The sequence below is a fragment of the Eubacterium barkeri genome (assembly GCF_900107125.1).
Classification (GTDB): domain Bacteria; phylum Bacillota; class Clostridia; order Eubacteriales; family Eubacteriaceae; genus Eubacterium_O; species Eubacterium_O barkeri.
On record NZ_FNOU01000005.1, the window covers coordinates 74,109 to 95,407 of the forward strand.

Genomic DNA, 21,299 nt, shown 5'->3' on the forward strand with positions numbered 1-21,299 from the left:
CATTTATTCCTCCATCAATCCATACTTCAGCTTGATCCGTTCCAGCTTCTCAATCATGGGCTGGGAGAAGATGGATAAAAAGAAGATGGTGGCGATGGCATGGACCAGGTCAAAGGGTAGACCCGTGGCCAGGTAGGATAAGACCACCGGCCAGCTCAGGGACTTGGACCACATCAAGGCGGATGCCAGATTCATGATGGGTCCAAATATGCAGAGGGCCGTTATCCCGCCAAAAATGCATAAGGGCAGCTTACTGGTACCCAGCCACCCCCGCTTAAAGCAGATACCCGCTAAAAACCCGATGATGCCGAAGGCAAACATCTGCCAGGGTGTCCAGGGCCCCTGTCCGAAAAAGAAATTGGACACGAAGCCGGTGACCGCGCCTACCAAGAAGCCAGACTCCCCGCCAAAGCAGACCCCGGCGATGATGACAAAAGCAATAATGGGTTTGAATTGGGGAAGCATGAAAAATGCGGCCCGGCCGGCCACGGCGATGGCACAGAGGGTGGCGATGACCACCAGCTCCCGGGCCTGGGGCTTCCGCCCCTCAAAGGAGACCAGGAAGGGGATCATGGTCTCAATGATAATGGCCAGGCTGACGATATAATATTTCCGGTCGCCCCCAAAGCGGATCCCCGCCCAAATGGTCAGGGGAATAGCCACCAGGATCATTGCAGCACACAGCCAGGTCCGCTTTCCGATGCGGTGGTCCTTGGGTGCAGCCACCGGCGGCCCGGCATCCACATGGGGTTTTAAATACTGGGTTCCGATGACCACGAAGATGAAGCACATAAAGACACTGGAATAGTACTTACTGCTCCCCAGGTAGGTAAAGCAGAGCCAGCTTCCGCCGGCACAGGCCAGGAGGATGGCCGACCAGACCAATAGTATTTTCTGCTTCGTCGGGCGGTTATCCCGGAGGCGCTTGCGCACCGGTGCATTCTCTACAGGGCGATGAGCTTCGGTTGTTCCCATGGTGCCTCCTTCCCTGCAGCATTTTCCTGGCACAGCGCAATGACATCCTCCGCCGTCACGGCGTTTTTAAACAGATGGCGGCTCATGCGGTTGGCCGAGGTGGTGTAAAAGCTGTTGCCCGCGAAAAATTCCCGGGGGCGGCCAGTGGTCACCAGGCTGCCGTCGAAGAACAATCCGCACCGATCGGCGAACCGGGCACAGAATTCCACATCGTGGGAAACCATGATGATGGTGACTCCCTGGGTTTTTTGCAGGTTTTTCAGGATCATCCCCAGCTCCAGCTTATAGTGGTTATCCAGCCCCTTGGTGGGTTCATCCAGAATCAAAACCTCCGGCTTCATGAGAAGGATTTTCGCCAGGGCCAGGCGCTGCTGCTCCCCGCCGCTTAAGTCATAGGGGTGCCGGGCCAGTAAATCCTCCAAATGGGTGAGCCCGATGACTTCATCCACCCGGGCATCCTTTTCATCAATGGACAGCTTTTTTTCATTGAGCATTTCATATAAATCTAGCTCCACATTCTTTTTAACGAAAAGGCTCTGGGGGTTTTGGGGCATGACCCCTAGGATCTGCTGGTAAAGTGCCACCCGGTCGTATTTTTTCAGGGGCGTCCCCTTGAGCTTGATTTTTCCACGATAGGGCTCCCGGATGCCGGAGAGCAGGGAGAGGGTGGTGGATTTTCCGGTGCCGTTGCCTCCCACCATGCAAAACATTTCCCCTGCATAGATGTCGAAGCTCAGGCCCCGGACCACATCCGGCAGGTGCCGCTCGTACTTGAACCACACCTCCTTCATGCTGATAAGCGGCTCTTTGCCCTTCTGGGGGATGGCTGATTCGGGCAGGGGGCTTTCCGCCACAGCATCGATACCGATGGGCTGATCCTTTAAATAGCCATCGATCCATCGCCGACCCTCCCGGACGGTGATGGGCCAATCCTCTAAATCATCGGCCACCCCGGCGCAGATCTGCATGGGGGCCGGCATGGCCACGAACATATCGTGGCCCATGGCTTTTAAGTGGCTGCCCACCCGCCTCGGGGTATCGCAGGCGACGATGCGCCCGCCGTCCATCACCACCGCCCGGTCAGCAGCCGGCAGGACTTCCTCCAGCCGATGCTCGGATAAAACGATGGTGGTCCCCAGGTCCCGGTTGAGCTTTTTGATGGTGCCTAAGAAGTCTGCCGCGGCGATGGGGTCCAGCTGGCTGGTGGGCTCATCCAGAATCAGGAGGCTGGGCTGAAGGGCCATGATGGAGGCCAGGTTAAGGAGCTGCTTCTGTCCCCCGGAAAGCTCGGTCACATTCCGCATAAACCAGTCCTGTATGCCAAAGTAGGAGGCCATCTCAGCCACCCGCAGGCGGATGGTCTGGTTGTCATACCCCAGGCTTTCCAGCCCAAAGGCCAGCTCATGCCAAACCTTATCGGTCACAATCTGGTTATCCGGGCTTTGGAGGACATAGCCAATCTGGGCGCTCTGGGTGCGATCATCCACCGCTGTAAGGGGTGTCCCATTGAAGATCAGCTGGCCATCCCGGTCGCCATGGGGCGTCAGGACAGTTTTGAAATGGCGCAGCAGAGTGCTCTTCCCACAGCCCGATGCCCCGCAAAGGACGATGAACTCGCCCTGGTCAATACAAAGATTGATATCATCAAGGGCCAGTTTTTCGGCTTCGGGATAACTAAAGGTCAGATGTTGGATATCGAATAATGCCATGGCTGCTCCTTACTTTCGCTGGCAGCTGCACCTTTAGTCAGCTGCTTCCATTTAATGCCCTCTGCCACATCGACAAAGACCGGCATGAGGCAGAAAACCAGATAAATCACATAAACGCTGATGGACAGAGGGGTGAAGGCCGAGTATTTAATGACCGGGTTGTAAGAGGCGTAGGCTAAGCCACCCATCACCCCACCGGTGACGATAAGGAAAAGGACCAGCATGATGCCCCCCACCCATTTGTCCCGGGTATCGAAGGTAAAAATGGAGAAGCTGGTCCGCCCCTTTAATCCATATCCCCGGGCCTTCATGGAATCGGCGGTGTCAATGGCGTTTTCCAGGGCCCAGGTCACCATGATGGACAGGATGTTAATGGCATTGCGCGCCCGCTGCCAGACATTGCCGGCACCGATATCCCGACCGATGCATTTCTGCCCCTGGGTGATGACGGACAGCTGGGCCTTGAATTTCGGCACGAAGCGCAGGACCATGGAAAGTACCAGGGAGAGCGCCGGAATCACCCGTCCGAAGAGATAGATGAATTTATCCGAGGTCATGATGGTGTTGTAGCAGGCGAACCAAACGATGACCTCGATGAACATGACGGCCATGACTATCCCGTAAACAATGGATTCCAGGGTCATGGGATTACCTGTGGGCCAGTAACCTAAGATGGTCACTCCCCCGTGGTTAAACAGGGGATTGATGAGGGCCACTAAGAACAGCATGGGCAGCATGCCCACCAGATTAAATTTCAGGGAGCGGCGGGTCCCCAGCAGAACCAGGGAATAAATCACCGCCCCCAGCAATGAGATCACTAAAAACGCCGGGTGGTTGAAAAACATGGAGAACAGCAGGACCACCGCGAAGTAAAAGAAATTGATGACCGGATGATAGGTTGAGAAGGCATCTTCCATCGTGCCACCCTAAAAGTGTTGGCCGAGGTCTGCCCCCAGGTTACAGGTATAATTCCAGGTGATGGTATCCCCTTCTTTGACCAGGTAGCGGCTGCAGCCGTAATTGGGGTACCAGCCATTGACCTCGTACATCCACCCGGAAAGCTCGCCGCAGTCGAATTCGTACAGGTTGTTGATGCCTTCAATATAGTTGGAACCGTAAATGGGAGTGTAGCTGTATTCCATCTGGATGCCCGCGTTGCGCATTTCCCGGGCCAGCACATCGTAGACCATCTCACCCGGATGATAGGCCACCTGCTTATAGGCGAAGATGGTGCCATCCTTGGGCTGATAGGGTTCCTTTTCCGGATTGAGGTAAGGATAATACTGGGCTTTCCAGATATTATCGCAGCGTACCTCCAGGGTACAGTATTTGGTGGTGCCTTCATCAATGGTGACATTGGCCGGCTCCACCGGGCCAGGCTGCCCCGAGGGGATTTTATCCAGCTGGGTATTATAGCCGTCCATGGCACCGGAATAATTGGCGTCCTCATCGATGATGTTCTGCTTCTTCGCCTGTCCCGCAGCTTTGGCTGCCGCCTTTTCTTCATCGGTCAGCACCACGGTTTCCGTTCCCAGGGTTTCCCCCTCCACCTGGGTGCTGGACACGAGGTAGAACTGTCCTTTGGCCACGGTAAGGCCAAAGTTGACCTGGGTGGTTTCAGTACTATTATCCATTTTAACGGTCCCCACCTTATTAAGGTTCGTACCGTCTAAATTGTACAGATCAATGCTCTGGCACTCCCACTTGGTGGGCAGGACCAGCCGCAGGTTATACTTTCCGGGAACCCCGGGGTTATCGGCAAAGTTGAAGCCCTGGACCTGAACGGAGCTGGTGGCCGCCTGAACCTGGGTGGCCGCATCGTTATTCAGCCCCATGGCGATATTGAAATCCATGGGGGTGGAAATATCCGCGCCATTGAAGGTCCAGACATAATTGACATTATCCACCGTCCCGGGGTAAATATCTGTATTGACCGTATTTTTCAGTTCGTCAAAGAAAGCTTTTTTAATGATTCCGCCTTCTGGATAGGCATACTGTTCCGTTTTCCCCCCGGCATTACTGACAGTGGTTACCGGATTATCGCACCCGGCAAGGATGCCGGCCATCCCGAACAGGATGAACAGCGACAACAGCACCCCAAAAATCTTTTTCTTTTTCATTTTTACATCCTCCCTCTTTTGTGCTTTGGCCACTTACGGCCTGATTCTACATTTTTAATTTTTTCCGGTGGCGGACCTCAATGGCAATCAAAAGGCCAATACTGTAAAGGACAGCCATGGTCCCCAGGCCAATGGCGAAGGGCGCCGCTCCGGCTTTTACCTTTTGTCCCAGCTCATACCAGAAGGAGGTCAAGGTATCTGTCCCTGTTTTCAGCTTCCCGGTTCCTGTAATATCGACCATGCCAATGCCGGATTGCCCTAAGGTAAGGCCGTGATCTACAATTTTACCTGATGTTCCCGTGGTTTTTGTGCTTTTGCTCGTACTGATGAAGCTTCCACTGGCGCCGGCATCGCTGCTCGCAGACGATCCGGTCCCAATGGACGAACCCCCTGAACCTCCTGGCGTCACCATGGCCTTGTTCTCTGAGACATATCCGAAAATACCGGTATCCGTCATCTCAAAGGTCACATAGCGCCGATCCACAGAGATGGTCATATTGGTGGCCTTGGCCACCACCTCATCACCAATGGTATAGCCATTGACCTTGACCCCCGCCAGCATGGATTTACTGGTTTCAGGCACCTCCATCTGAATTTTAATGGGGTCCACTGGGTGATAGGCCGTTGTTGGATCATCTGCCAAAGTATTGGTGAGGGTGATCCCATTGGCCTGGAGCAGGTTTTCCCGATTACCCAGAGTGCTTTCAATTTTCTTCACGGTCTCTTCATCCGGATTCTCCACGCTCAGTGCCACATACCAGGGCAGATCACTGTAAATGGTGAAGGTTTTGGGGTAAACCCGGCTTCCATCCACATCGGAATAGGTCTGAATCACCCGCTGGTTGATGTTCTTCACCGCCATTTGGCAATAGGCTAACTTTTGTTTTTCCGCCGTGGTCAGCAGGGTCTTGTCCAGATAGGCGGCTTCCGCCGGGGTAAGCTGTGCGATGGCCCGGCTGGCGAAGACGACCGCATCACGATCTGCCGCCTTAAAGGCTCCCGGGGAGGGTAGATTCTGAATCCGTTCCTGAATGCCGGATGGCGTCAACCCCTGGTAAATCTCGTAGGTGGCGGTTAAGGTACGGGTATGATCCACCGTCACAGATGCCGTCACCGTCGCCCGGGACGCATCTTCTGCCATTCCCACGGCAGCAAGCTCCGCGGCACTCAAGGTGCTGGCATGGACGATGACATTCCCTTCGGCATCGACCTCTGCCGTTTTTTCACTGGTGTGGTTTTCCACGCTCCAGGTGACGGCACTGATATCCGGTATCCCCGTGGAATCGATGCTGGCGGTAAGCTTGACCTTCGATTCTTTATCAGATGCGAAAACCCCTTCCTCTGCATTAAGGTACATTCCCATCACCACGGCTGGCTCGATGTCGATATCCGTCATATCAAAAATCTGGGTTTTATTTTCTGATACCCGCTGATGGCTGATCAGGGCTTCCATCCCCTGGTCCGTGGCCATGGCATCCCGGACGCCAGCGGCGGCACCGCCATTATCCCCTCCTCCCGGCTTAATGTGCATAAAGCCGGCACCATAGGGTGAATCCGCAAGGTAGTATTGGCTCAGCGCATCCACGGTGCTGACGCCGTTTTTAATAAAGCGGCTGTCGACTTCGGGGTCGATGCCATAGGCGGAAAGCGCCATGATAACCTGGGCCGTGCTTTCGGAATTATTTGTTCCGAAGGTGGCATAGCCCCCGGCGTCATCCCCCTGGGCAACCTGGACCTGGGAAAGAACATTAAAGGCACGGTCGCAGGCCGCCTTAACGGCGGGCTGATCCTGGTACGGCTCCAGGGCATAAAGGGCCATGGCCGTCATATCCGGGTCTGCTTTGGTTCCATTCAGGGTCCACCCGCCACCATCAACTTCCCGATCCAGGATATAGTCAATCATGGCCTGGCGGGTATTCTGAGTCTTGGCCTCCGGATTATCCGGTATTTTATAGGCATGGCTGTCTAAAGCGATCAGTGCCCAAATGGGACCGTTGATTCCCTGCTTTTTAACATTGTTGAAATCCGATAAGTAGCTGAGCAGATTATACCCCGCAACATTGGTAACATCCTTACCGATAGCTGTCAGACCGAGGATCACCCGGGAATACTCCGTATATTTCACCTTGTGGAGGACGCCTTTTTTATCGATCAGCGTCTGGCAGACATTATTGTAATAGGTATTGTACAGGTTCTGATTCCCTAATCCTGACCGGGCCAGAACGATGATGGACCATTCCCCGCCAGTGGTGCCTACCACAGGCGGGCTTTGTTCAAACCCCGAGAGGATGGCCGCCGCGCTGGTGTTGATCATCCGCTCTATATCATTGGTTCCGGCGCTTTCCCGCAGGGATTTAGCCTGAGCGGAAAGCTCAGCCTGTAACGCCGCATTGGATTCCGCCTCCTTTTTTTCTGTTTCTTCTGCCTTGTCCTCAGGTTCAGAGGTCGGTCCCACCGTGGGCTGAGCCACAGTGGGCTCCATGGCTTCCCCAGCGAAAAGCGCATCTTCCAGGGTACCAAAAATGGCCCTGGCCTCCTTCCCACTCAAATCCGTTTTAGAAAGAGCTGCCAGCGCTGCAGTGCAGGCTGTATCATTATTCGCAATGCTACGATCCGTCTGGGCGACAAGCTCTAAAATACGATCCACGTCGCCCGCATTTTTAGAGAGTGCCAAATCCTTTTCATCATCAAAAAGACTGTATCGGATTCGGAGGATGTCCCCATCCATTGGGCTGTACTCCCACAAACTCTCCAGACTTTTCCCATTCAGGGTCAGGGCCCAATGTCCCCCTGGGGTGTAAGCCCCACTTCCTAGGGAGCTCGCTGCTGCCATGTTGCCGGTCGTCGGTAAGGTCGCCGTGGTCAATGCCTGTATAGCTTCCGGTATGGTGACGCTGCCAGTATCTGCTCCGGAAATGGATTGGATCCCACTACCGCCCAACAACACTTCCCCCTTATTTTCCAGAGCCTTTTCAACAATGGCCGTACCATCTTCTCCTGCCTCAAACCCCACGGATGTGGGCTCCAGATAAAATCCCTGTCCCAGGCTCTGCCGCTCCACCGTTATAATGGCGGTTCCTCCGCTGCTGGCACTACTTGCCAGGACTCCGGCAATCCCGGAGGACACTAACAAGATCCCCACCAACAGAAGGCACAACACCCGTGTACTTCTCTGAAGAATTCCCTTTTTTCCTCCCCATTGGACGTCTTCCATCCCGCACTCCTCTCTCGTCTCTTTTTTTCTTTTGATCATCACAGTCTGCTTCTGTAAAACAAAAGCACCCGTCCATATCTCCCATGGACGGGTGCTTTACGTTTACGCTATGATTTTCCAATAAAACACCCATTTCCAGAAAATGGTATGGTGGTGACACAGGTCAATCTACTGACTTTACAGTTGGTTTTAACCAGTTGGGATTCCCCATCTTTCTTCCTGTGCGGCTTTATTGGATTTTTATACTATCGGAGCATTGAAAAACACTCTTAACGTTAACTGAAATTATATCTTAAGGCCCTCACTGTGTCAAGGCTCCACTAAAAAACATTCATGCATTAAAGCTCTGTATCCAAGCCCGCTTTTCGGGCTTGTTCATGCTGCCGCCGCCTTGGAATTCGATAGGTGATGCCGTTTTTCTTCAAACGGGCCCCGGTCTGGCGGAAGATAAAGGACACGCCAACATTATGGCATTGGCGATGCAGATCCAAAACCCAGTCGAAATCACAGGATCTGGCGGCATTGCCCGACTCACCACCGGCCACCACCCCTTCGATCCGGTTATCCAGCCCCAGCATGGTGATGGGTCCCAGGAGGGGTTCGCAGGCCAGAAATTTATGGGCAATGGGCAGATCTCTGAAAATCGGATAACGGAAATCATACTGTCGCTGATTTTCTATGGTACAGGCCACGGCCACATTGGGCCACCCACCTCCCCAATCAGGGGGCAGCATGTCTTTAAGGCGAACGATACGCTTCGTAATGATCATATAATCCAAATCCGGCCGGTCCGCCATCATTTGCCAGATTTCCGGACGCCAGCCATCAGCCTCCTCAATTAAAAAATCGGAGGTCATACAGACATAAACCAGGGTTCCGGAGGGCACTTTATAACGCTCCTTTCGATCCCGGGCAATGATAAGCTGAAAGCTCTTCGTTCGCTCCACACGAGTGGGGTCTTTCCCAATGGATTCATCCCGCCGAAACATATAACAATGCGCACAACCCTCCGAGTATTTATGACAGCCATGCCAGGGATTCCAAACCATCTCTTGCCTCAGTGGCCTCATGTCTGCTCCACCCTTTCTCCAGCACTGCCTTTAAAACACCCTAGGAGTGCTGCCGTAAAAACGGTGCCCCAATGAGCAGGATGACGGCAAAGACAATGATATAGCAGGTAACCGCCGTTACACCATGGGCAATGAATGCCGCGGCAATCATGAACAGGCAGCAAATGATGGAGAGACCAGGCATAACGAAACGCTTCATCCAATGCTCGCTTTTCTCCCGGATCATGACCATAATGAAAATGGGGATATACATCCCATAAATGGTGACAATGGGCAGCTCCGAGGAATCAAAGGAAAAGGCTCCGAACCAAGGCTCCGAGGCAAGTTGTGCACCGTAAAAATAAACCAGCCAAAGGCCACAGAACACCAACCCCATTACGGCCGAGTTAACCGGCATGTTTGTTTGACGGTCAACATTGGCAAGCAGCTCCGGCTTCGGCCCGCGATTACGGACAGCCAGGCTGTACATCCCCCGGGAACAGGCCATGGTCAGCCCATTGAGGGTTCCTAAGCAGGAAATGATAACAAAGACGAATAAAGCCGTGCCCCCGATGGAAGAGAATAAATTCACAAAGGCTTGCTGTGTACCCTCTGCCCCCATTTCCATCATATCGGCATTGCTGATGCCCCCGGCAATCCCCACATAATATAAAATATACACCACTGCGACGGTGATGGTCCCCAGTACCAGCGCCTTGGGTAAATTTTTCTTCGGATCCTTAAGCTCCGCATTGATACTGGTGGCGATAATCCACCCTTCGTAGGCGAAAGCTGTGGCTACCACAGCCGCCAAAAATCCACCAGAAGGGCTAATGGAGGTATCCACTACCGTGGTGAAATTAGTCATGGTCATCCCATTGGACAGGCCAACGACCAAACCCACAAGGCCCATCAACAACAGCGGAATCAATTTGATAATAGTCGTAGAAACTTGGAACTTTCCAGCCAAGATGGGGCCGAGGGTATTTAGAGCAAAGGCCGAAATCAAAAAAACTCCTGAAATCGCCATACATGCCCCTCCAGTAATATCCCATCCCAGCAATACACAGAGATACCGCGCAGATACCCAGGCAAGTACGGATGTCATTGCAGGATAATAAATCGTCGCCATGAACCAGCCCATAAAGTAGCCGTAGCGATCTCCCACAATATTCTCCGCATAATCCAGTGCCCCATTAACAAAAGAATATCGGGTCGCCAGGGTTGAGAAAGTATAGGCGCAGATGATCATGATCATCCCCCCGACACCCCAGGCCAAAATACCCAGAGGCAAATTTCCGCCAGTGGCGTTTAATACCTTCTCCGCTTTAAAAAAGACGCCGCTGCCAATAACGATACCCACTACCAGGCAAATGGCCGTCAAAAGCCCATATTTTTCTTTGAGTTTATTTTCCACAATGCTTTCCTCTCTCATCTTGAACTACAACTATTATAATGAGTAATTGCCTGAATGACAAGTCTTTAATCCCAAACTATGTGTTTTATGCTTTTTCAAGTGCCAGGGGGTCCTGGCTGATTTCCAATAAAAATAAGTAAGGATACTCTTTTTTAATATGCTGCATATGCCGCACCCAATTGATTAAAACCCCACGCATGGCCCGTTCCATATCCTCTCTCAAATGATATTGGTCCATCTCAGAAAGATTTTCAAAATCATCCCTTGCCTTCAGCTCATCCTTTAGATGAAACATGGCCCAAAGCATATCCGTAAACTCTTCATGCTCTAAAAGTGCAGGATTTGAGATAATCACCAACATGGACATATTTTTCTCTTCAAAATACGCCTTTAACCGCATCAAACAGTCCGGATGAAGACAAAAAGTAAACCGACAGTCTTTAATGGACTGAACCGCCCCTCTGAATTCTCGATCCCCCCAATCCTCCTGGATGGATAGACAGGGGTGCAGCACCTCCTTGTTGGTAACCGTAGACAACATATCCCGAAGCAGCTGCATCCCACAATCACTAAAGAAGGTACTGGCAAGCATCTGGGTTTTCTCCAGACGGTCCCTTTTTTCCCGGCTTTCCACCAACTTCCCCACCGCAATGGTCACCACGGCAATTTGGACAGGGAGAAAGGCCCAGTCCTGGAGCAAGTAAAAGAAGGTATCCCGGGAATCATGGAAAACAAAGAACTGCACTGCGTAAATAAGGGCAGAAATCCCAAATAGAATACTGATAATAATTGGCGTCGTATATTTTTTCATCATCATCCTTTTTTCCTCTGAAATCCCCGCTGAACAGCCTTTACCACCTCCGACACCAGAATAACAGAAAGTCCCAATCCAATAATTTTAAGCCACATAGTGAAGGACAGGGGAATAGTCCCATAGAAGATCCCGCCATACTGGGTGATGACCACCTGGAGCAGGAAGGTCAGGGCGAAGACCAGCAGCATCAGCCGATTGTTAAAGAAGTTTTTAAAAATACTCGTCGGCGTCAATTCTCTACTATTAAAAGCATTGAAGAGATGCATGACCACAAAGAGGGTGAACAAAATAGTGTACTGCTCCCCGGGTGTTCCCCCCAGAATATTAAAGAGTGCCTGGAGCATAAAGATAATGGACACATAGACCGCATTGGAAGTGATCCGGGTCATCATGCTGCCGTTGACGATGCTGGCATCCCGGGGGATGGGGCGCCGGCCCAGAAGATCCTCCCGAATGGGTTCAAGCCCCAGGGTAAGGGCCGGCGGACCATCCATGATGATATTAATCCACAGGAGCTGCAAAGCGGAGAAGGGTGATGCCATCCCCAATAGGATGCTGGTGAGCACGACGATGACCGACGAAAGGTTCACCGTCAGCTGAAACTGGATAAAGCGCTGGAAATTCTCAAAAATTCCCCGGCCCCATTGCACCGCCTTGACAATGGTGGAGAAGGAATCGTCCAATAAAACAATATCGCTGGCCTCCTTAGACACCTCGGTCCCCGTAATGCCCATGGCAATCCCCACGTCTGCCTTTTTAATAGCCGGGGCATCGTTAATGCCATCGCCGGTGACCGCCACCACATTACCCAGTGTCTTCAGGGCAGAAACCACCCGCATTTTCACCGTTGGGGTACTCCGGGCAATCACCCGGATCTGGGGCAGACGGGCCTTGAGTTCCTCTTCGGTTAAATCCTCCAGGCTAGCCGCTTCCACCACCTGTTCCCCAGCCTTTAAAATACCCAGTTCCTCGGCAATGGCCTGAGCCGTCAGGCTATTATCTCCCGTGAGCATTTTCAGCTCAATTCCCGCGGCCCGACACCGTGCTACAGATTCATACACATCTCCCCTCAGTGGATCGGCGATGGCCACAAAGCCATCAAAAACCATATCCGATTCAATGGAAACCCGTCTTTCCTCCAGGGCAGTGATGGGCATTTCCTGGGTTAATGGGCGATGGCAAAAGGCCAGTACCCGTTTAGCCTTGCGTTCAAAGCCCGCCATGGCGGCTTCAATCTGGGCTTTGTAATCCCCATTCATGGGCTCATTGACCCCATCCACCTCCACAAAGGCACATTGGGATAAAATTTTCTCTGGACTTCCCTTGGAATAGGCCATAAACCCCTGGTCCACTTCAATAATAGTAGTCATATTTTTCGTCTCGGAAGAGAACGGGAATACAAAGGAAACCGTGGCATCCTTCCGGATAGCATCGTAGGTTTTTCGAGGAAGGGTGGCATCGGTGCCTTCACCGCCATTGTATTTTTCATAGGCGGTAATCAGGGCACACTCTGTGGGATTCCCAATGAAGCGCACGGTCTCCCCGTCCATTTCGATGTCCGCAGTACTATTTAAAATGAAGTTCTCAATCAAATGAACATCGTTAATTTCTGAGGCCGGTATCCGGCGCTGGCAAACGCCCTCTGGCCAGTCTTCAGGGCTGACACAGGCCCGGCCACAATTATTTTTATGGGAGGCGATGACCATATCCGTCACCGTCATGCGGTTTTCCGTTAGTGTCCCGGTTTTATCCGAGCAGATCACATTGATACAGCCAATGGTTTCGCAGGCAATGAGCTTTTTCACCAGGGCATTCTGTCTCGCCATCTTGATGATGTTCAGAGACAGGGATACCGCTACAATGGTGGGGAGTCCCTCAGGGACCGCTGCAACAATCAGGACGATACTGGTGATAAAAGCCTCGGATACAGTGTCCAGATTAAAGGTGCCGCTTGATAAAAAGATAATACACTGGATGGTAAAGACGATGGCGGCTGCCGTCGCCCCCAGAATGGTAATGAGCTTACCCAGGCGGTCCAGCTTTTCCTGGAGGGGGGTCTTGCCATCCCCTTCCACTGACAGCTCCCGGGCAATGCTGCCAAATTCCGTGGCGTCTCCCACAGCGGTCACCACAGCAGTACCGCTCCCCCCGGTGACAAAGCAGCCGGAGTACAGCATGTTTACCCGTTCCGCCACCGGGGTCTTGGGATTGTCGAAAATCAGGTTTCCATCTTTTTTAACGGGGTTACTCTCTCCGGTGAGGGAGGACTCGTCCACCCGCAGCTCCTGGGTGTCCAAAAGTCTGGCATCCGCGGAAATCATATCTCCAGTGGCGATTTCCATAATATCCCCAACCACCAGCTCCTTCTGGCTGATAAGGGTAACGCCGCCCCCTCGGATGACTTTGACCTGGACGTCTTCATTAATTTTGTTCAGGGCATCAAAGGCCTTTTCTGAACGGCCTTCCATGATCACCGTCACCCCAACCGCTAAAAAAATAGCAGCAAAGATACCGATACATTCAATAAACTCGGTTTGTCCCCCGGTGAATAGACGGATGAAATTCACCCCCAGGGTGATGGCTGCGGCGGTGAGAAGCATGATGATCATGGGCTCTGTTAACGCATCCCAAATTTTCTTCCAAACCGATTTTGCCTTTGCCTTCGTAAAGGTGTTGGCGCCATTTACCGCCCGGCTCTCCGCTGCCGCCTCTGGCGTTAAGCCACTGCTGGGATCAACACCCAGTTTAGACAATACTGCTTCTGCACTCTCTCTAAATGCTTGCATTCTTCCTCCTCTTACAGTGTACACTTTTATAGTTCTGTTCCCTAACATGAAAAAAAACGAGACTTTTGGTACAAAATTGTACCAAAAGTCTCGTTACCATTCAGGTCCTAAAGCCAGGCCAATGGCCAGTCTGTTGACTTTAGTGTTTTAACTACTCCCTTTTGTCCCTCTATTGTAATTGAAGGACTTTCAGGTGTCAAGAAAAAATCCTTGTAATGCCCTAAATTCCCATTCCCATAAACATGCCAATAAAGTATGGGATGAGCCAGACCAGCCAGACGAAGAGGCTGAATTTATGGAAGGCTTCCTGTTGGTGGGCGTTGCCTTTACTCAAAGTCCAAGTGGCCCAAATGGCATGGAACAGCATCAGCGCAATAGCCAGGGCTCCGGTAACGCCATGAATAGCCAGCTCAGTGGGGCTCATCCCCCCGCCACCAGTTCTTGAAATAACCGACATCAGGGTCGTTCCGGTGGTGTCACACACCAGACCCATCCAAAAGATGACCACATGCCATTTTAATAAGCGCTTCTCCCGCCGCTCCCCAAATACACCAATGGTGTAAAAAACCAATGCCAGGGTAATGGCAATAATTGCAAAAATTAATTTCATATCCATCTCTGTTTAACCGATCCTTTCATACGTGTTCTTCTTTAGTTTAACCCTATTAGTATGACCTGTAAACTCCTGAATCTGAACTTCAATTGAGTTTAAGACTTCCCCTCACTTTACCTGTATTTAACATAACTAGTCTTTTGGTTTTAACAAAGCTTTTATACAATAAATCCATCGTAAATGATAAATAAAAGGAGAAAACATTTATTATGAAAAAAGCATTTACCCTTCTCTGTGTGACATTATTAATGGCTGTCACCCTGGCCGGCTGCGGTGGCGGATCTGCCAGTGGCGGGAGCATTACTGTCATCTCTCGTGAGGATGGCTCCGGTACCCGGGGCGCTTTCATCGAATTGTTTGGTATTGAAGAAAAAGACTCCGCCGGTAACAAAGTCGATAAAACCATCGATTCTGCGGATATCACCAATAGTACCTCTGTCATGCTGACCAGTGTCGCCGGCAACACAGACGCCATCGGCTATGTTTCTCTGGGCTCTCTCAACGATACCGTCAAAGCGGTAAAAATCGATGGGGCTGAAGCCACTGCTGCAAACATCGACAACGGGAGTTACAAAATTTCCCGTCCGTTTAACATCGTTACTAAAGAGGGTTTATCCGATGTGTCCAAGGATTTCGTGGACTACATTCTTTCTGCTGATGGCCAGGCGATCGTTGAAGAAACAGGCTATATCAAGGCCTCGACCAATGGCGCTTATGCCGGAACCAAGCCTGCCGGTAAGATTACTGTTGCGGGTTCCTCCTCTGTCACCCCTGTAATGGAGAAATTGAAAGAAGCTTACCTGAAGGTTAACCCCAACGCCGAAATCGAAGTTCAGCAAAGTGATTCCACCACGGGTGTCAATAGCACCGTCGATGGCATTTGCGATATCGGGATGGCATCCCGTGGGTTAAAGGACAGTGAAAAATCCAAGGGTGTTACGGCAACGGTTATCGCTACCGATGGGATCGCTGTTATCGTTAATAAAGATAATAGTGTGGACAATCTGACAAAAGATCAGGTCAAGGAAATCTACACCGGAACCATCACCACCTGGGATGAAGTCACTCCCGCAAACTAAAGCCCTTCCCCATTTGTATGCTCCCTCTTCGGAGGGAGCCTTCTTTGTAAATTTGATATTGGAGACATTTTATCGATGAAAGAATTGAGAGAAAATTTCATGAAGGGCGTGTTCATCGCCGCCGCCTGTGTTTCCATCCTTGCCGTTATAATGATCTGCTTGTTCCTCTTCGTCAATGGCATTCCCGCCATTGCGAAGATTGGGCTCTTCAATTTCCTTTTCGGCGAGGTCTGGAAGCCAAGCAATAACCTCTATGGTATCCTCCCCATGATTCTGGGCTCTATTTACGTCACCGCTGGAGCCATTGTCATCGGGGTCCCCATTGGTTTGTTAACTGCCATCTTCATGGCCCGCTTCTGCCCCCCGGGGCTTTACAAGATTTTAAAACCCTCCGTAGACTTACTGGCTGGTATCCCTTCTGTTGTCTACGGCTTTTTTGGACTGATGGTCTTCGTCCCTATGATCCGAGGGATTTTTGGCGGTTCTGGTACAAGTATGCTGGCTGCCTGCCTGATTCTGGGTATTATGATCCTTCCTACCATCATCAGTGTCAGTGAATCCGCACTGCGAGCGGTGCCGAACAGCTACTATGAAGGGGCTCTGGCACTGGGCGCTACCCATGAGCGTTCTGTCTTTTTTACTGTCGTGCCCGCAGCCAAATCCGGTATTTTAGCTGGAGTAATCCTTGGGGTTGGTCGGGCCATCGGAGAAACCATGGCTGTTATTATGATTGCAGGGAATCAGGCGGCAATGCCGAGGGGCCTGCTAAAAGGTGTTCGCACCCTAACGGCAAATATTGTTTTGGAGATGGGCTACGCCGCTGACCTCCATCGAGAAGCCCTGATTGCAACAGCCGTGGTGCTTTTTGTATTCATCCTGATTATTAATTTATGCTTCTCCATCTTAAAAAGGAGGACTGACGCATGACCCAATCAAGTAAAATACAGGCTAAGGTATTAAAGGGTCTGGTTTGGTTTGGTGCCATCATGACCATTGGCATCCTGGCTTTTCTGGTATTATACATTTTGATTATGGGGGTTCCTAATCTCTCTTTGGATTTATTTGCTTTTAAATATACCACCGAGAATGTTTCCCTTTTTCCAGCCCTGGTCAATACCATTATTATGATTGCCGTAACTTTAGTAATTTCTGTGCCCCTGGGCATCGGTTCGGCTATTTTCCTGGAAGAATATGCCAAACGTGGTAATATACTGGTTAAATTCGTGGCCATTACCACCGAAACCCTTTCGGGGATTCCCTCCATCGTCTACGGGATTTTCGGGATGCTGTTCTTCGTCACTACATTGGGCTGGGGTTATTCCATGTTGGCAGGCTCTTGCACCCTGGCCATCATGATCCTTCCCCTGATTATGCGTACCACCCAGGAAGCGCTGAAATCTGTGCCGGATAGCTATCGGGAAGGAAGCTTTGGCCTGGGCGCCGGACGGCTGCGGACCGTATTTCGTATTATCTTACCGGCCGCCTCTCCGGGGATCTTTGCCGGAATCGTGTTGGCCGTCGGTCGAATTGTTGGGGAAACCGCAGCGCTGATTTACACAGCAGGTACCGTGGCCCAGATCCCCCCCAACCTCATGGGCTCTGGACGGACCCTGGCCATCCATATGTATGCGCTATGGAGTGAAGGGCTAAACACCGGCCAATCCTATGCCACGGCAGTGGTGCTCCTCGTCATCGTCATCCTGCTGAATTTACTATCGGATAAAATCGCTCAAAAAATCGCCAGTGGCGGTAACTAATTGGAGAAAAATATGGATAAAATCGTAACCAAAAACCTCAATTTATTTTACGGTGATTTCCACGCTTTAAAGGATATTAACCTGGGGCTTCCGGAAAATCAAATCACCGCCTTAATCGGCCCCTCGGGCTGTGGAAAATCGACCTACTTGAAAACCCTGAACCGGATGAACGATCTGATTGAGGGCTGTAAGATCACCGGGGATATTACCCTGGATGGTGAAGATATCTATAAGGGGATGGACGTCAACCTCCTGCGTAAGCGGGTGGGTATGGTCTTTCAAAAGCCCAATCCATTCCCCATGAGTGTCTATGATAACATCGCCTACGGACCCCGGACCCACGGCATTAAAAACAAAGCCCAGCTCGATGATATTGTGGAAAAATCCCTACGAGGGGCTGCTATTTGGGGGGAACTTAAAGACCGCCTTAAGAAAAGCGCCCTGGGTTTATCCGGTGGCCAACAGCAGCGGCTTTGCATTGCCAGGGCCTTAGCCGTAGAGCCGGAGGTCCTCCTCATGGATGAACCGACCTCGGCACTTGATCCTATTTCAACGGCAAAGATTGAAGACCTTGCCATTGAACTGAAAGAAAAGTATACTATCATTATCGTTACCCACTCCATGCAGCAGGCCACTCGGATTTCAGACCGTACCGCCTTCTTCCTGCTCGGAGAGGTGATTGAGTATAACGAGACGGAGGTTCTCTTCTCCACCCCCGTTCATAAGAAAACCGAAGATTATATTACAGGGAGGTTCGGATGATGCGTAATCGATTTGATGAACAATTAGAAAAACTAAACAATGATTTAATTGCCATGGGCAGCCTGTGTGAAACGGCCATTGCCCGGGCCTGTAAGGCTCTTACTAAAAACGATGCCGCCATGGCCAAGGAAGCCATCCTTGCCGATGATGAAATCGACCAGATGGAACGGGATATCGAAGACCTCTGCCTGCGACTCCTCCTCCAGCAGCAGCCTGTTGCCAGGGATCTACGTCTGATTTCCTCTGCCCTTAAAATGATTACCGATATGGAACGCATCGGCGACCAGGCTGCGGATATTGCTGAAATCGTCAGCTCCTCTAACCTCAGCCACTATGCTGAAATTATCCCCATTCCAGAGATGGCGAAAGCGACCATTGCCATGGTAACCAATAGTATTGACGCCTATGTCAAACGGGATTTAGAAATGGCCAAAGGGGTCCTCATTGCAGATGATGTGGTAGATGCCTATTTCATCAAAATTCGGGATGACCTCATTGAGCTTATCGCAGGGAATAAAACCCTGGGAGCCCAGGCCCTGGATATTCTTATGATTGTCAAATACTTAGAACGTATTGGTGATCATGCCACTAATATTGCTGGGTGGGTGGTCTTTTCCATCACTGGCGAACATGGAGAGGTCCCCATTACCACCGAGAGGTCCTAACCATGATTTATATTGTAGAGGATGATTCCGGTATCCGCGAACTGGTCATGTATACCCTGCAAAATTCCGGCTATACGGTCTGTGGATTCGAACAAGGTGACGAACTGTTTTCTTCCTTATCTGATCCCTTTCCTGAGCTCATCCTGCTGGATATCATGCTTCCTGGTGAAGATGGTATCCAAATTCTTAAAAAATTACGACAAGACGAACGGACTAAGGCAATCCCCATTATTATGCTCACGGCAAAAAGTGCCGAGTACGATAAGGTCATCGGCTTAGACAATGGTGCCGACGACTATGTGACCAAGCCCTTTGGCATGATGGAGCTGCTCTCCCGCATTAAAGCGGTGCTTCGCAGAAGCACCCCCCATCCATCCAGCCAGATTCTCTCCTATAAAAACATCCTCATCGACGAACGGGCCCACCAAGCGACTGTAGACGGTACCCCCGTGGATCTGACACTCAAGGAATACAATCTTCTCAACCTGCTGATGCATAATATCGGCACGGTACTTACCCGAGACATGCTCCTTTCTAAAGTATGGGGCTACGATTTTGACGGTGAAACCCGTACGGTAGATGTCCATATCCGGACACTGAGACAGAAATTAGGCGAGGAGCACTCCATCATCGAAACCGTTCGTGGCGTCGGCTACCGCATAGGAGGCCACACATGAAAAAACGAATCTCCGGCAGTATCTTCTTTACTGCCCTGTTAACCTTAATCTTAACCTCAGGACTGATCATCCCGGTTTTATACAACAGCTTTGTCAGTGAAACCCGCCAGGCTTTGGAAACAGAATCGGGCTACCTGGTACAGGCTATGAAAACCCTGGATGATGTCACCTATTTAAAAAGCGTGGGCAAAGACAGCAACACCCGCCTTACCCTGATTTCTCCAGACGGCACCGTGCTCTACGACAGCAATGCCTTTGAGAGTCAAATGGAAAACCATGGCAACCGACCAGAGGTCAAAGCGGCCCTGGAAACGGGAAAGGGCTCTGACAGCCGTTTGTCTAAAACCCTGGATGAATCCACCTATTATTATGCCACTAAACTGGACAGCGGCAATATCCTTCGGCTGGCCATCACCACCCGGAGTACCCTTGGTGTCTTTGGAAGCTCGGCATCCCTCTTAGCATTCCTGCTGGTGGCTGTGATGATTGCCGCCCTTTGGGTTGGCCATTCCATCAGCAAAGCCATCCTCATGCCCATTAACCATTTGGATCTCGACCATCCCCTGGAGAATGATACTTATGAGGAACTTTCGCCCCTTTTGCTGCGGCTGGATCGCCAGCGGCAGCGAATTAATGAGCAAATGCAGGCCCTTTCAGATAAGCAGCGGGAATTCGACCAAATTACTGAAAGCATGGGGGATGGCCTGGCTATCTTCGGCAGTAACGGTCATGTTCTTTCCCTCAACCGTAGTGCCAAGGCCTTTTTTGAAGGCGGAATCTACAATGGCACTTATCTTGAGCTTTGTCGAGAAAATCCCTTTGTTAGTCTTATTGAAACAGTCCTCCAGGGCGAAAAGGCCAATATCCGCATGAAGCGAAACAGCCGCTTCTATGAACTGTCCGCCAGTCCGGTGGATGCTGGGGATGGCAGCCATGCGGCGGTTCTGTTCATTACCGATGTCACCGAACGGGAAAACATTGAAAAGATGCGCCGGGAGTTTTCTGCCAATGTATCCCACGAGCTGAAAACCCCCCTCACTTCTATTCTGGGCTATTCTGAAATTATGGAAAGTGGCCTGGCCAAGCCAGAGGATATCAATCGGTTTGCTGGTCAAATTCATTTTGAAGCCAGCCGTCTCCTCACGCTCATTCAAGATATCATCCGGCTGTCCAGCCTGGATGAATCCGATATGAGTGAAGCCTTTGAGCCCATTGATCTTTACCAGTTGTGTAAAAATGTCCGGGATAGCCTCCAAAAGAAAGCCGATAAGCACCATGTCGCCCTTACCCTTACGGGGGCCCCAGTCACCATTAATGGGATTGCACCGACCCTCTACGAGATGGTCTTTAACCTCTGCGACAATGCCATTGCCTACAATCAGGAGGGTGGCTCAGTAGAAATCCACGTTGGCATGGATTATAACCATCCCGTCATCTGGGTAAAGGATACTGGCATTGGAATCCCCGAAGAACATCTAGCCCGGATTTTCGAGCGCTTCTATCGGGTGGATAAAAGCCATTCCAAGGAAACCGGCGGAACGGGTCTGGGACTTTCCATCGTCAAACACGGTGCCATGATCCACCACGCTGAGGTTGAGGTCGACAGTACCCCAGGTGAAGGCAGTACCTTTACCATTGTCTTCACCTGATTCCTTTCCCCAC

At 51.1% G+C, this 21,299-nt stretch carries 17 protein-coding genes; 7 read left to right on the forward strand and 10 right to left on the reverse strand.

Features of this window, described 5'->3' with window-relative positions; translation table 11 throughout:
• Positions 1-3 precede the first annotated feature (3 nt).
• The 10 genes from BLU30_RS04555 to BLU30_RS04600 form a co-directional block, all read right to left on the reverse strand.
• On the reverse strand, positions 4-975 hold the full coding sequence (locus tag BLU30_RS04555; RefSeq protein WP_090243928.1) for an ECF transporter S component: 972 nt from the start codon (positions 973-975) through the stop codon (positions 4-6).
• Positions 945-2,684: an ABC transporter ATP-binding protein gene (locus tag BLU30_RS04560; RefSeq protein WP_090243931.1), complete on the reverse strand. Its 1,740-nt coding sequence runs from the start codon at positions 2,682-2,684 to the stop codon at positions 945-947. Before BLU30_RS04560 ends, BLU30_RS04555 begins: the two co-directional genes overlap by 31 nt.
• Positions 2,657-3,601 (reverse strand): energy-coupling factor transporter transmembrane component T, encoded by a 945-nt coding sequence (locus BLU30_RS04565; RefSeq protein WP_090243933.1) that lies wholly within the window; start codon positions 3,599-3,601, stop codon positions 2,657-2,659. Before BLU30_RS04565 ends, BLU30_RS04560 begins: the two co-directional genes overlap by 28 nt.
• Positions 3,602-3,610: 9 nt before the next feature.
• Entirely contained in the window at positions 3,611-4,804 is a 1,194-nt protein-coding gene (locus BLU30_RS14485; RefSeq protein WP_242873506.1) for a DUF4430 domain-containing protein, read from the reverse strand.
• 46 nt (positions 4,805-4,850) lie between these two features.
• Positions 4,851-8,018, reverse strand: coding sequence for a prenyltransferase/squalene oxidase repeat-containing protein (locus tag BLU30_RS04575; RefSeq protein ID WP_090243935.1), 3,168 nt, complete (start codon positions 8,016-8,018; stop codon positions 4,851-4,853).
• A gap of 338 nt (positions 8,019-8,356) precedes the next feature.
• Entirely contained in the window at positions 8,357-9,088 is a 732-nt protein-coding gene (locus BLU30_RS04580; protein ID WP_242873507.1) for a DUF5131 family protein, read from the reverse strand.
• Between the two features lie 40 nt (positions 9,089-9,128).
• Entirely contained in the window at positions 9,129-10,484 is a 1,356-nt protein-coding gene (locus BLU30_RS04585; protein WP_090243939.1) for an APC family permease, read from the reverse strand.
• 85 nt (positions 10,485-10,569) lie between these two features.
• Entirely contained in the window at positions 10,570-11,301 is a 732-nt protein-coding gene (locus BLU30_RS04590) for a hypothetical protein (protein WP_090243941.1), read from the reverse strand.
• On the reverse strand, positions 11,298-14,084 hold the full coding sequence (locus BLU30_RS04595; protein ID WP_090243943.1) for a cation-translocating P-type ATPase: 2,787 nt from the start codon (positions 14,082-14,084) through the stop codon (positions 11,298-11,300). Before BLU30_RS04595 ends, BLU30_RS04590 begins: the two co-directional genes overlap by 4 nt.
• Before the next feature lie 220 nt (positions 14,085-14,304).
• The gene (locus BLU30_RS04600; protein WP_090243945.1) at positions 14,305-14,700 is read right to left on the reverse strand and encodes an HsmA family protein; all 396 of its coding nucleotides are present in this window, start codon (positions 14,698-14,700) and stop codon (positions 14,305-14,307) included.
• 206 nt (positions 14,701-14,906) lie between these two features.
• On the opposite strand from BLU30_RS04600, the gene BLU30_RS04605 reads away from it, so the two are divergent.
• The 7 genes from BLU30_RS04605 (at position 14,907) to BLU30_RS04635 (ending at position 21,286) form a co-directional block, all read left to right on the forward strand.
• The gene (locus BLU30_RS04605) at positions 14,907-15,776 is read left to right on the forward strand and encodes a substrate-binding domain-containing protein (protein ID WP_090243948.1); all 870 of its coding nucleotides are present in this window, start codon (positions 14,907-14,909) and stop codon (positions 15,774-15,776) included.
• A 75-nt stretch (positions 15,777-15,851) separates the two neighbouring features.
• Positions 15,852-16,703: a phosphate ABC transporter permease subunit PstC gene (pstC, locus tag BLU30_RS04610; protein WP_090243950.1), complete on the forward strand. Its 852-nt coding sequence runs from the start codon at positions 15,852-15,854 to the stop codon at positions 16,701-16,703.
• Positions 16,700-17,533 (forward strand): phosphate ABC transporter permease PstA, encoded by an 834-nt coding sequence (gene pstA / locus BLU30_RS04615; protein ID WP_090243952.1) that lies wholly within the window; start codon positions 16,700-16,702, stop codon positions 17,531-17,533. The genes pstC and pstA overlap by 4 nt, the downstream gene beginning before the upstream one ends.
• 12 nt (positions 17,534-17,545) lie before the next feature.
• Positions 17,546-18,295, forward strand: a complete 750-nt coding sequence (gene pstB, locus BLU30_RS04620; protein WP_090243954.1) for a phosphate ABC transporter ATP-binding protein PstB — start codon at positions 17,546-17,548, stop codon at positions 18,293-18,295.
• Entirely contained in the window at positions 18,292-18,960 is a 669-nt protein-coding gene (gene phoU / locus BLU30_RS04625) for a phosphate signaling complex protein PhoU (RefSeq protein ID WP_479691028.1), read from the forward strand. Before pstB ends, phoU begins: the two co-directional genes overlap by 4 nt.
• Positions 18,961-18,962: 2 nt before the next feature.
• Positions 18,963-19,637, forward strand: a complete 675-nt coding sequence (locus tag BLU30_RS04630) for a winged helix-turn-helix domain-containing protein (protein ID WP_090243957.1) — start codon at positions 18,963-18,965, stop codon at positions 19,635-19,637.
• Complete coding sequence (locus BLU30_RS04635) at positions 19,634-21,286, forward strand: sensor histidine kinase (protein ID WP_090243959.1); 1,653 nt, start codon at positions 19,634-19,636, stop codon at positions 21,284-21,286. Before BLU30_RS04630 ends, BLU30_RS04635 begins: the two co-directional genes overlap by 4 nt.
• The last annotated feature ends 13 nt before the right edge of the window (positions 21,287-21,299 follow it).

What these genes read in the sequence shown, in the direction of transcription:
- BLU30_RS04555 (WP_090243928.1), bottom strand. Translation starts at nt 975, where the DNA reads ATGGGAACAACCGAAGCTCATCGCCCTGTAGAGAATGCACCGGTGCGC.
- BLU30_RS04560 (WP_090243931.1), bottom strand. Translation starts at nt 2,684, where the DNA reads ATGGCATTATTCGATATCCAACATCTGACCTTTAGTTATCCCGAAGCC.
- BLU30_RS04565 (WP_090243933.1), bottom strand. Translation starts at nt 3,601, where the DNA reads ATGGAAGATGCCTTCTCAACCTATCATCCGGTCATCAATTTCTTTTAC.
- BLU30_RS14485 (WP_242873506.1), bottom strand. Translation starts at nt 4,804, where the DNA reads ATGAAAAAGAAAAAGATTTTTGGGGTGCTGTTGTCGCTGTTCATCCTG.
- BLU30_RS04575 (WP_090243935.1), bottom strand. Translation starts at nt 8,018, where the DNA reads ATGGAAGACGTCCAATGGGGAGGAAAAAAGGGAATTCTTCAGAGAAGT.
- BLU30_RS04580 (WP_242873507.1), bottom strand. Translation starts at nt 9,088, where the DNA reads ATGAGGCCACTGAGGCAAGAGATGGTTTGGAATCCCTGGCATGGCTGT.
- BLU30_RS04590 (WP_090243941.1), bottom strand. Translation starts at nt 11,301, where the DNA reads ATGATGATGAAAAAATATACGACGCCAATTATTATCAGTATTCTATTT.
- BLU30_RS04595 (WP_090243943.1), bottom strand. Translation starts at nt 14,084, where the DNA reads ATGCAAGCATTTAGAGAGAGTGCAGAAGCAGTATTGTCTAAACTGGGT.
- BLU30_RS04600 (WP_090243945.1), bottom strand. Translation starts at nt 14,700, where the DNA reads ATGGATATGAAATTAATTTTTGCAATTATTGCCATTACCCTGGCATTG.
- BLU30_RS04605 (WP_090243948.1), top strand. Translation starts at nt 14,907, where the DNA reads ATGAAAAAAGCATTTACCCTTCTCTGTGTGACATTATTAATGGCTGTC.
- pstC (WP_090243950.1), top strand. Translation starts at nt 15,852, where the DNA reads ATGAAAGAATTGAGAGAAAATTTCATGAAGGGCGTGTTCATCGCCGCC.
- pstA (WP_090243952.1), top strand. Translation starts at nt 16,700, where the DNA reads ATGACCCAATCAAGTAAAATACAGGCTAAGGTATTAAAGGGTCTGGTT.
- pstB (WP_090243954.1), top strand. Translation starts at nt 17,546, where the DNA reads ATGGATAAAATCGTAACCAAAAACCTCAATTTATTTTACGGTGATTTC.
- phoU (WP_479691028.1), top strand. Translation starts at nt 18,292, where the DNA reads ATGATGCGTAATCGATTTGATGAACAATTAGAAAAACTAAACAATGAT.
- BLU30_RS04630 (WP_090243957.1), top strand. Translation starts at nt 18,963, where the DNA reads ATGATTTATATTGTAGAGGATGATTCCGGTATCCGCGAACTGGTCATG.
- BLU30_RS04635 (WP_090243959.1), top strand. Translation starts at nt 19,634, where the DNA reads ATGAAAAAACGAATCTCCGGCAGTATCTTCTTTACTGCCCTGTTAACC.